The sequence below is a fragment of the Blastococcus sp. SYSU DS0753 genome (genome assembly GCF_054051175.1).
The window spans coordinates 94,181-103,272 of the sequence record NZ_JBJHAT010000013.1 but is presented as its reverse complement, the minus strand read 5'-3'; the positions used below and the strand labels follow the sequence as shown (position 1 = coordinate 103,272).

9 protein-coding genes and 2 tRNA genes are annotated in these 9,092 nt (G+C 73.8%); 5 read left to right on the top strand and 6 right to left on the bottom strand.

What is annotated here, in order from left to right:
• Positions 1–492: 492 nt before the first annotated feature.
• The 3 genes from ACI799_RS12200 (at position 493) to ACI799_RS12190 (ending at position 1,656) form a co-directional block, all read left to right on the top strand.
• Positions 493–1,389 carry a CPBP family intramembrane glutamic endopeptidase gene (locus ACI799_RS12200; RefSeq protein ID WP_456588845.1) on the top strand — a complete coding sequence of 299 codons (897 nt, stop codon included), beginning with the start codon at positions 493–495 and terminating at the stop codon, positions 1,387–1,389.
• A 78-nt stretch (positions 1,390–1,467) separates the two neighbouring features.
• A tRNA-Gln gene (locus ACI799_RS12195) sits at positions 1,468–1,539 on the top strand.
• A 44-nt stretch (positions 1,540–1,583) separates the two neighbouring features.
• Positions 1,584–1,656, top strand: a tRNA-Glu gene (locus tag ACI799_RS12190).
• A gap of 67 nt (positions 1,657–1,723) precedes the next feature.
• Here the strand turns inward: ACI799_RS12190 and ACI799_RS12185 are convergent.
• The 4 genes from ACI799_RS12185 to ACI799_RS12170 form a co-directional block, all read right to left on the bottom strand.
• The gene (locus tag ACI799_RS12185; RefSeq protein WP_456613151.1) at positions 1,724–2,515 is read right to left on the bottom strand and encodes a M23 family metallopeptidase; all 792 of its coding nucleotides are present in this window, start codon (positions 2,513–2,515) and stop codon (positions 1,724–1,726) included.
• Complete coding sequence (locus ACI799_RS12180; RefSeq protein WP_456599865.1) at positions 2,512–3,036, bottom strand: ArsR/SmtB family transcription factor; 525 nt, start codon at positions 3,034–3,036, stop codon at positions 2,512–2,514. Before ACI799_RS12180 ends, ACI799_RS12185 begins: the two co-directional genes overlap by 4 nt.
• Positions 3,033–3,242, bottom strand: coding sequence for a hypothetical protein (locus ACI799_RS12175; RefSeq protein WP_456588842.1), 210 nt, complete (start codon positions 3,240–3,242; stop codon positions 3,033–3,035). Before ACI799_RS12175 ends, ACI799_RS12180 begins: the two co-directional genes overlap by 4 nt.
• 88 nt (positions 3,243–3,330) lie before the next feature.
• Positions 3,331–3,993 carry an IclR family transcriptional regulator gene (locus ACI799_RS12170; protein ID WP_456588841.1) on the bottom strand — a complete coding sequence of 221 codons (663 nt, stop codon included), beginning with the start codon at positions 3,991–3,993 and terminating at the stop codon, positions 3,331–3,333.
• Between the two features lie 112 nt (positions 3,994–4,105).
• Here ACI799_RS12170 and leuC point away from each other — a divergent pair, with 112 nt between their 5' ends.
• Both leuC and leuD read left to right on the top strand, forming a co-directional pair.
• On the top strand, positions 4,106–5,512 hold the full coding sequence (leuC, locus tag ACI799_RS12165) for a 3-isopropylmalate dehydratase large subunit (RefSeq protein WP_456588840.1): 1,407 nt from the start codon (positions 4,106–4,108) through the stop codon (positions 5,510–5,512).
• Positions 5,513–5,515: 3 nt separating this feature from the next.
• Positions 5,516–6,115 (top strand): 3-isopropylmalate dehydratase small subunit, encoded by a 600-nt coding sequence (gene leuD / locus ACI799_RS12160; RefSeq protein WP_456588839.1) that lies wholly within the window; start codon positions 5,516–5,518, stop codon positions 6,113–6,115.
• Here the strand turns inward: leuD and ACI799_RS12155 are convergent.
• Both ACI799_RS12155 and ACI799_RS12150 read right to left on the bottom strand, forming a co-directional pair.
• A complete protein-coding gene (locus ACI799_RS12155) occupies positions 6,064–7,035 on the bottom strand; it encodes an NUDIX hydrolase (protein ID WP_456613150.1) in 972 nt (323 codons plus the stop codon). The two genes, leuD and ACI799_RS12155, sit on opposite strands and share 52 nt — an antisense overlap.
• The gene (locus ACI799_RS12150; RefSeq protein WP_456613149.1) at positions 7,019–9,091 is read right to left on the bottom strand and encodes an RNA degradosome polyphosphate kinase; all 2,073 of its coding nucleotides are present in this window, start codon (positions 9,089–9,091) and stop codon (positions 7,019–7,021) included. The genes ACI799_RS12155 and ACI799_RS12150 overlap by 17 nt, the downstream gene beginning before the upstream one ends.
• Between the last annotated feature and the right edge of the window lies 1 nt (position 9,092).

The window sequence follows — 9,092 nt, the reverse complement described above, 5'->3', positions numbered from 1 at the left end:
GAGCCCGGCGAGTACGTCTTCTACTCCTCGCAGCGCGACGACCGGGAACGAGGCATCGAGGTCACAGTCCAGGTGGAGTGACCCTGCCGCGGCACCGCTCGTCGCCGCGCCGGAGAACGCCGCCGGGGGGGGGGGGGGGGGGGGGGGGGGGGGGGGGGGGGCCCGCCCCCCCCCCCCCCCCCCCCCCCCCCCCCCCCCCCCCCCCCCCCGACCCTGCGGCCGGACCCCGGGCGGTTCCCGGTCCCGCCCTGGCCGCAGCCGCCCGCGCCGTTCCCGCCGGGTGCGTACGCCCCGGGTCCGTTCCCCCCGGGTGCGTACGCCCCGGGTCCGTTCCCCCCGGGTGGGTACGCCCCGGGTCCGTTCCCGCCGGGTGGGTATGCCCCGGGCCCGTTCCCGCAGTCTCCTTTCCCCCCGGCGCCCTTTCCCCCGGCCGGCTGGGCCCTCCCGCCGGGCACACCGCCGCACGACGTCCCGCAGCCGTACCTGCGCATCATGCGGACCCGCGACTGGGCCTGGTGGCGGCCGCTGCTGGGGCTGCTCCTGCTGGGGGTGGTCTTCCTGGTGGCCGGCGCGCTGCTCGGCGTGATCGGCATCCTCACCGGCCTCAGCCCCGACCTGGCCCTGATCGAGCTCACCGACCCGGGCACGCTGCTGGTCACCAACGCGACCCTGGCCGTGGGCATCCCGGTGGTGTGGCTGGCCTGGGCGGTGGCGCACGGCATGCGCCCCGGCTGGTCGTCGTCGGTGCTCGCCCGGTTCCGGTGGCGGCTGCTGCCCCGGCTGACGCTGCTGGCGCTGGCCTCGATCGGGGTCGTGATCGGCCTCTCCGTGCTCCTGGGGATCACCGCGGAGGAGGTCGAGGTGACGGGACCGGTCCCCTCGTGGGGCTGGTTGCTGGCTGTCGTCCTGCTCACCACACCGCTGCAGTCCGCGGCCGAGGAGTACCTGTTCCGCGGCTACCTGAGCCAGGCGATCGCCGGCTGGATCCGCAGCCCGCGCGTCGGTGCCGTGGTGGCCGCGGTGGTCACCGGCGCGCTCTTCTCCCTCGCGCACCTCCCGCCGGACCTCGCCACGTTCCTCGACCGCTTCGCCTTCGCCCTGGCCGCCTCCGCCGTCGTCTGGCTGACCGGCGGGCTCGAGGCCGCGGTCGTCCTGCACGCGGTCAACAACGTGGTGCTGTTCCTGCTGGTGGCGCTGCTGGGTGATGCCGTGGCCACGGACGTGGTGCCGGCGGGGCTGGTTCCGGTGTCGCTCACGCTCACCGCGGTCGGCTTCGGCGGCTACGTCCTGCTCGTCGCCCGGTGGCGGCGGCGGGCGCGGCCGGAGCTGCACACGCCCGCGCTGGACCTGCGCCTCCCGCGGGCCGCGGCGCCCGCCCCGGCCGGCTGACCCGCCGACCGGGGGGTGGTGCCACCCGCCCGCGCAGCGTCGGGTACAGTTCTCTCCGGCGCCGCGAGGTGCTACCCATGGGGTATGGGGTAATTGGCAGCCCGACGGTTTCTGGTTCCGTTAGTCTAGGTTCGAGTCCTGGTACCCCAGCGAGGAAGCCTGGTTCCTCTTGCAGTACAGCAGTGACACAGCACGGCCCCGTCGTCTAGCGGCCCAGGACGCCGCCCTCTCACGGCGGTAGCGAGGGTTCGAATCCCTTCGGGGCTACGCGATCGAGAGCCCCCGACCACCCGGTCGGGGGCTCTCGCCGTTCCCAGGCCACTGAGCGGCGGGCTCAGACCTGGAGCAGCTCGTCGTTGCCCGGGAGCCCGTCGGAGCCGTCCGGCGCCGCCGCGCGGAAGGCCATCGGGCGTCCGCAGGACGCGGCCACCCGGGCGGAGTCGGTGAGCTGGACGTGCAGGTGCGGTTCGCTGCTGTTGCCGGAGTTGCCGCACTCCGCGACCTGCTGCCCGGCTGCGACGCGGTCGCCGACGGCCACCCGCACCGAGCCGCGGCGCAGGTGGGCCAGGACGGCATGGGTGCCGTCGTCCCGGCGGACGACGACGTAGTTGCCCAGCATCCACCGCGTGCCGGCCACCTGGCGTACGAAGCCCTCGACGACCAGCAGGACGATCAGGGACACCCACCCGCTGCGCGCCCGGTGGTCGCGACGGCGGTCGTGGACCCGCACGACCAGGCCGTCGACGGGGGAGCGCACCGGCCGGCCGAACGCCGGGTAGTCGGTCGGCCGCCGCCACTGACCGCCGGAGCCGAACGCGGGACGCGCTCCGTCGCCGGGCTCGGCCGCCAGGTCGATGGCCCATGTCTGGCCCAGCCCGTTGGTGCCGTGCGAGGGCACGCCGGAGGCGGGGGAGTTGACGGCCCGCCACCGGCCCGCGACCGGCGGCTCGACCACCGTCACCGGGTGCTCGGGCGGCCGCACCCGGTCGAGCACCAGGAAGCCGACGACGAGCAGGAACCCAGCGAGGGCGGCCGCGGGCACGCCGCTCCCGCCGACGGCGATGAGCAGGACGCCGGCCGGTGCCAGCGGGGCGCGGCACCGGGCCGCGAGGACGCGCGGGTTCACGACGACACCGCCGCGAGGACGACGTGCAGCGGGACCACCCGCTCGGCGGGCACGGCCCAGCTCCCGCGGGCGGTGGCGCGGAGCCACCCCGCTGCGGTGAGCTGGCGGAGGTGGTGGTGCAGCTGCCCGGTCGTGCCCAGTCCCGGGAGCGCGGCGAGCCCGGCGGTCGTGCGGGTCCCGCCCAGCACCTCCCGCAGCAGCCGGAGCCGGACCGCGTGGGCCAGCGCGGACAGCTCGGCGGCGAGTTCCGCGTCGGCCGAGCCGTCGCCGAGCGCATCCTCCGCGCCGTGCGTGCGCTGCCAGGCGTACTGCTCCCCGCTGGGCAGGCGCACCGAGCCCGCGTAGACGACGGCGCCACCGGGGAGGGCGGCCGCGTCCTCGGCGAGGCCGTCCAGCGCCCAGAACCGTTCCTGCGACCCGGTCTCCGCCGGTGCCGCGGGTGGCCGGCCGGCCCGCTCCGCGGCTGACTCGAGTGCGGCGAGGCGCTGCTCGATCCGGGTGAAGCGGTCCTCGTCGGTCATGGTGCGTCGACCGGCCGGTCGTTCTCCCGCCGCGGCCGGTCGCCGGCGAGCCCGGCGCCCACCGCGATGCCGATCGACCCGAAGAAGAACGGGTTGACCGCGGCGTCGTCCACGACGTGGACCAGCAGGCCCACGACGAAGCCGACGACGAAGCCGGCGAGGGCACCTCGGAGCGTGCGTACGAGAGCGGACCCGGTGCGCTGCATACGACGAATATACGTACCTACGTACTAGTAGGCCAGGGGGTCGAGCGCCCGGCCGTCGGCGCTGATCGGGCGGCGATTCCCGGCGAGCTCAGCGCGCGGCGCGGGCGATGGCCGCCGAGGCGTCCAGCACGGCGCCGATGACCTCCGGGCTGGGGCGCCGGCCCAGGCGCTCCACCGGCCCTGAGATCGAGACGGCGCCCAGCACGGACCCGTTGCCGTCCCGGACGGGGGCCGACAGCGACGCCACGCCGGCCTCCCGCTCGGCCACGCTGTGCGCCCAGCCGCGGCGGCGCACGTCGAGCAGGGTGCGGGCGGTGAAGCTGGCCGACGGCAGCAGGCGGGTCACCTCGTCGGCGGGCATGAACGCCAGCAGGGCGTGCGCCGCCGAGCCCGCGGTCATGGGCAGTCGGGCGCCGACCGGGACGGTGTCGCGCAGGCCACTGGTCCGCTCGGCGGCGGCGACGCACACGCGCGTCGCGCCGTCGCGGACGTAGAACTGGGCGCTCTCGCCGGTGGCGTCCCGCAGCGTGACCAGGTGACGCGAGGCGATCTCGCCGATGTCGGCGGTCGTCCGCCCGAGCTCCGCCAGCGCCGGACCCGGTGCCCAGCTGCCGCTGTCGGTGCGCCGGACGAGGCGGTGCCCCTCCAGGGCGACGGCGAGCCGGTGGGCGGTGGCCCGGGGTAGGCCGGTGCGCGTGACGAGCTCGGCGAGGGTGGCCGGTTCCTGTGCGACGGCGTGCAGGATCGACACCGCTTTGTCCAGAACCGCGACCGGGTTAGGCTGTCCCACACAGCAATACTCGCATCCCGAACACTGAGACAGTCAACTCGGGATCGACCAGTCACCCGAAGGGGACGCGCCCGTGCCGAAGACCCTGGCCGAGAAGGTCTACGACGCCCACGTCGTGCGCAGCACGTCGGGGGAGCCCGACCTGCTCTACATCGACCTGCACCTGGTGCACGAGGTCACCAGCCCGCAGGCCTTCGACGGCCTGCGCGCCGCCGGGCGCACCGTGCGTCGCCCCGACCTGACGATGGCCACGGAGGACCACAACGTCCCGACCCTGGACATCCTCAAGCCGATCGCCGACCCGATCAGCCGTGCGCAGGTCGACGCGCTGCGCCGGAACGCCGCCGAGTTCGGCATCCGGCTGGCCCCGATGGGTGACCGCGACCAGGGCATCGTGCACGTCATCGGCCCGCAGCTGGGGCTCACCCAGCCCGGCATGACCATCGTCTGCGGCGACAGCCACACCTCCACGCACGGAGCGTTCGGCGCCCTGGCCTTCGGCATCGGCACCAGCGAGGTCGAGCACGTGCTGGCCACGCAGACCCTGCCGCAGTACCGGCCGAAGCAGATGTCGGTCACCGTCGACGGCGAGCTCGCTCCGGGGGTGTCGGCGAAGGACATCATCCTGGCCGTCATCGCCCAGATCGGCACCAACGGTGCGGCGGGACACGTCATCGAGTACCGCGGCGGCGCCATCGAGGCGCTCTCGATGGAGGCCCGGATGACCATCTGCAACATGTCGATCGAGGCCGGCGCGAAGGCGGGGCTCATCGCGCCGGACCAGACCACCTTCGACTTCCTGCGCGGCCGCCCGCACGCCCCGCAGGGCGACGACTGGGACGCCGCCGTCGAGCACTGGCGCACGCTGCGCACCGACGACGGGGCGGTGTTCGACCGCGAGGTGACGCTGGATGCCTCGACGCTGACGCCGTTCGTCACCTGGGGCACCAACCCCGGCCAGGGTCTGCCGATCGACGGCGTGGTGCCCGACCCGGCCCAGTTCGACGACGACGGCGAACGGCGGGCCGCCGAGCAGGCGCTGGCCTACATGGGGCTGACCCCCGGCACCCCGCTGCGCGAGATCAAGGTCGACACCGTGTTCCTCGGGTCCTGCACCAACGGCCGGATCGAGGACCTGCGCACCGCCGCGGCCTTCCTGCAGGGCAAGAAGATCGATCCGGAGACCCGCATGCTCGTCGTCCCCGGCTCGGTCGGCGTGAAGCTGCAGGCCGAGGCCGAGGGCCTGGACAAGGTCTTCGTCGAGGCCGGCGCCGAGTGGCGGGGGGCGGGCTGCTCGATGTGCCTGGGCATGAACCCCGACCAGCTCAAGCCCGGCGAGCGGTCGGCCTCGACCAGCAACCGCAACTTCCAGGGCCGCCAGGGCAAGGGCGGGCGCACCCACCTGGTCTCGCCGTCGGTCGCTGCCGCCACGGCGCTCACCGGCCGCCTCACCGCCCCCGCCGACCTGATCGGAGCCTGAGCCATGGACGCCTTCACCACGCACACCGGCACCGCCGCGCCGCTGCGCCGCAGCGCCGTCGACACCGACCAGATCATCCCGGCCGAGTACCTCAAGCGGATCACCCGCACCGGCTTCGAGGACGGGCTGTTCATCGCCTGGCGGACCAACGAGCCGGACTTCGTGCTCAACAAGCCCGAGTACGCCGACGCCTCGATCCTGGTGGCCGGCCCCGACTTCGGCACCGGCTCCTCCCGCGAGCACGCCAACTGGGCGCTGCTCGACGGTGGGTTCCGCGTCGTCATCAGCTCCCGGTTCGCCGACATCTTCCGCAACAACTCGACCAAGTCGGGGCTGCTCACCGTCGTGCTGCCGCAGGCCGAGGTCGAGGCGCTGTGGACCGCGGTCGAGGCCGACCCGGCGACACCGGTGACGGTCGACCTGCGCGCGAAGCAGGTGACGTACGGCGACGTGGCGGTGCCGTTCGAGATCGACGACTACACCCGGTGGCGGCTGCTGGAGGGGCTCGACGACGTCGGCCTCACCGAGCGGCACCTCGACGACATCGAGGCCTACGAGGCGGCGCGCCCGGCCTGGCTCCCGGCGGCGCTGCCCGCGCGCTGAGGCAGCGGGGCGTCCGGGTCGGGCTCGAAGTCGCGGTAGTAGTCCGCGACCAGCGCGCCCGGCCGGCCGCCGAGGGCCCAGACGCTGCCCTTGGCGGCCGGCGGGAGCAGGCCGCGGACACCGTGGCCGTGCACCCCGAGCGTCTGCAGCACCGAGGGGATCACCCCGCCCTGGCTGCACAGCACCGTCGCCCCGGGGCGCTCCAGCAGCTCCGCCACGAGCGCCATCCCCGCCTGCGGGTCGTCGGCGAAGGACTCCTCACCCATCCGGGGTGACGGCCGCACGTCCACGGCCAGCCGCTCGGCCAGCGGCTCCACCGTCTGCGTGCAGCGCACCTTCGGGGTGCTGAACACCTCGTCCGGGGCGAACCACGTCAGGGCGTCGGCCAGCTGCTCGGCCTGCCGCCGGCCCTTGTCATCCAGCGGCCGCAGCTCGTCCGGGCCGCCGAACTCCTGCTTGCTGCCAGCGCGGCCGTGCCGCACCAGCAGCAGGCCCACCTCGCGCGGCACGTCGGTGCGGCCGGCGTCGGCGATCACCAGCCGGTCGTGCTCGTGGGTGACGAGCGCGGCGGCGTCGTCGGGGGCGAGCCAGCGCAGCTCGTCCACCTCGTCGTTGGCGCCGAAGGAGCCCCCCACGCACCGCATCAGCCAGTAGTCGACGTGCTTGGGCACGCCGTCGACCGCGTACTGGGTCGTCGGGCCCCGGCGTCCGGCGACGATGCGCAGCCCGGTCTCCTCGACCACCTCGCGGCACGCGGCGGCCAGGGCGTGCTCACCGGCGTCGAGCTTCCCCTTCGGCAGTGACCAGTCGTCGTAGCGGGGCCGGTGGACCACGGCGATCTCGATGCCGTCGTCCCCGGCCGGGCGCCACACGACGCCGCCGGCGGCCGCGATCGGTCGCCGCTCAGCCGGCGAGCTCATGGATCCGGTGCATCAGCTCTGCCTGGTAGTCCCGCCCGTCCAGCCGGTCCCACTGCCCGTCGCTGCGCAGCTCCCAGCACCGCACCCCCGGCTCCATGGCCGGGCGCAGGGTCTCCTCCAGCTGCCTGCGGGCCGCCTCGTCGCAGACCCGCAGCAGCACCTCGACCCTGCGGTCGAGGTTGCGGTGCATGAGGTCCGCGCTGCCGATCCACCACTCCGGGTCCCCGCCGTTGAGGAAGGAGATCACCCGGGAGTGCTCGAGGAACCGGCCGACGATCGAGCGCACCCGGATCGTCTCCGACATCCCGGCCACGCCCGGTCGCAGCGCGCAGATCCCGCGGACGAACAGCTCCACCGGCACACCGGCCTGCGAGGCCTCGTAGAGGGCGTCGATGAGGCGCTCGTCGACGATGGAGTTCGCCTTGATGCGGATGCCCGAGGGGCGTCCCTCGCGCGCGTTCCGCGCCTCGCGGCGGATCTTCTCGATGAGCCCGTTGCGGATGCTGTGCGGCGCCACCATGAGCGTGCGGTAGTTCGTCTGCCGCGAGTAGCCGGTGAGGACGTTGAACAGGTCGGTGAGGTCCGCGCCCACCCGCGGGTCGGCGGTGAGGATGCCCAGGTCCTCGTAGATCCGCGCCGTCTTCGGGTTGTAGTTGCCGGTGCCGATGTGGCAGTAGCGGCGGATCACGCCCTGCTCGCGGCGCACGACCAGCGCCGTCTTGCAGTGCGTCTTCAGCCCGACCAGTCCGTACACGACGTGGCAGCCGGCCCGCTCCAGCGAGCGCGCCCAGCTGATGTTGGCCTCCTCGTCGAACCGGGCCTTGATCTCCACCAGGACCACGACCTGCTTGCCGGCCTCCGCCGCCTCGATCAGCGCGTTGACGATGGGGGAGTCGCCCGAGGTCCGGTAGAGCGTCTGCTTGATCGCCAGCACGTTCGGGTCGGCGGCCGCCTGCTCGATGAACCGCTGCACGCTGGTGGCGAACGAGTGGTAGGGGTGGTGCACCAGGACGTCGCCCTCGCGCAGGGTCGCGAAGACGCTCTTCGGCGTCTCGCCCTCGCTCAGCCGCGGGTGGGTGGTCGGGACGAACGGCTCGTCCTTGAGCTCCGGCCGGTCCAGGTCGTAGAGAGCCGTGAGCGAGGCCAGGTCGAGCAGCCCCGGCACGTGCACGACGTCGTCCGGGGAGACCTCGAGCTCGGAGACGAGCACCTCGAGGATCCGGGGGTCCATCGGCTCGGCGACCTCGAGGCGGACCGCGGGGCCGAACCGGCGCCGGGCGAGCTCCCGCTCCAGCGCCTGGAGCAGGTCCTCGTCGCGGTCCTCCTCGACCTCCACGTCGGCGTTGCGGGTGACGCGGAAGAAGTGGTGGTCGAGCACGTCGAGCCCCGGGAAGAGCTGGGGCAGGTGGGCGGCGATCAGGTCCTCGAGGGGCAGGAAGATGACGGTGTCGTCCTGCGAGTTGACCGACACGAAGCGCGGCACGTTGTTGGGCACCTTGAGCCGCGCGAAGCGGGGGGCGTTGGTGTCCGGGTCGTGCACCGACACCGCGAGGTTCAGCGACAGGCCGCTGATGTACGGGAACGGGTGCGCGGGGTCGACGGCCAGCGGGGTCAGCACCGGGAACACCTGGTCGCGGAAGTAGTCCCGGAGCCGGCGCATCGCGTCCTCGTCCAGGTCGTCCCAGTGGACGATCCGGATGCCGGCCTCCTCGAGGCGGGGCAGCACGTCCTTGTTGAAGACGTCGGAGTGCCGCTGCACCAGCTCCTGCGTGCGGGCGGTCACCCGCTCCAGCTGCTCGCGGATGGTCAGCCCGTCGGGCGAGCGGACGGTGAGACCGGTGCTCTGCCGGCGCTTCAGACCGGCGATGCGCACCATGTAGAACTCGTCCAGGTTGCTGGCGAAGATCGCGAGGAACTTCACCCGCTCCAGCAGCGGCAGCGAGTCGTCCTCGGCGAGCTCCAGCACGCGGGCGTTGAAGTCCAGCCAGGACAGTTCTCGGTTCAGGTAGCGGTCGACGGGGAGGGCATCGGTCCGGGGAGCGCTCTCTGTTGCCACT